At 23.6% G+C, this 897-nt stretch carries 1 protein-coding gene; it reads right to left on the bottom strand.

What is annotated here, in order from left to right; all coding sequences use genetic code 11:
• Nucleotides 1-206: 206 nt before the first annotated feature.
• Complete coding sequence (locus ACFSQ0_RS03190) at nucleotides 207-812, bottom strand: tetratricopeptide repeat protein (RefSeq protein ID WP_379044017.1); 606 nt, start codon at nucleotides 810-812, stop codon at nucleotides 207-209.
• Between the last annotated feature and the right edge of the window lie 85 nt (nucleotides 813-897).

Below are 897 nucleotides of genomic sequence, written 5' to 3'. Positions count from 1 at the left end.
AACGGTTTTGTATATGGCTCGTAGCGTGTAAATTAGCGATTTTTTTTCGGTTTAAGAGCAAGCCAAATTTTAAATTTACTACTTATTTTATTTTTTGGAAAGTTGTTAAATTTAAAAATTTGGCGACTTACCAAAAAAAACTAAACTTTGAATTGAGTAACTGCTAAGCTATGAGCTATATACGGTGTTGTGCAAAGTTTTTTTCATTAATATTGATTTATTTTCACTTTTAATTCAGTTAATTTCTTCAAAATATTTTTATCCTTTTGTACGAGTTTTTTAGCAGTTTTAAGGTTCGATTTTGCTTTATCTATATATCCATATTTATAGTACATATTAGCTAACCCATAAAATGCAATGCCTTGGTAAATTTTAGATTCATTATTATTAATAATATAAAAATAAATTTTTTCTGATTTAGATTGTTCTCCTAGCGTTGCGTATAAGTCAGCTAGATTTATTAATGGTGGAAAATAGATTGAGTCAGAAATTTTGATTGCTTTATTATAATGAATGATTGATTTTTCAAACTTTTTATTTTCTTTATAAATATTAGCCAAATCATTATTTAAAATCGGATCTAGAGAGTCAATTTTCAACCCTTCATTAATTTGATTTTCAGCTTTTTCAATTTCATTATTAAAGTAATATTCTCTACCTGAATTTGATATTTTACTTATAGTATCATTTTGTTGAAACCTTTCATCAAAACAATGCATTCCATTTTCATCAAAAATGTAATATATATAAGGTGATTCACTTATAATTTTAATATTATTTGAGTTATCGGTATCCTTACAAGATGTAATCATTAATAAATAAATTAATAATATAAATCTATGTATGTTATTAAAATTTTTATACAAATTAGATTTTTTTCAAATTTTGCACAACGGT

The sequence above is a fragment of the Mesonia sediminis genome (genome assembly GCF_042684705.1).
In the GTDB taxonomy this organism is placed as follows: domain Bacteria; phylum Bacteroidota; class Bacteroidia; order Flavobacteriales; family Flavobacteriaceae; genus Mesonia; species Mesonia sediminis.
The sequence above is the reverse complement of the archived record's forward strand: the minus strand, read 5'-3'. Positions and strand labels throughout refer to the sequence as shown.

Excerpts from the sequence above, each read along its gene's own strand:
- ACFSQ0_RS03190 (WP_379044017.1), bottom strand. The coding sequence starts at position 812 with ATGATTACATCTTGTAAGGATACCGATAACTCAAATAATATTAAAATT.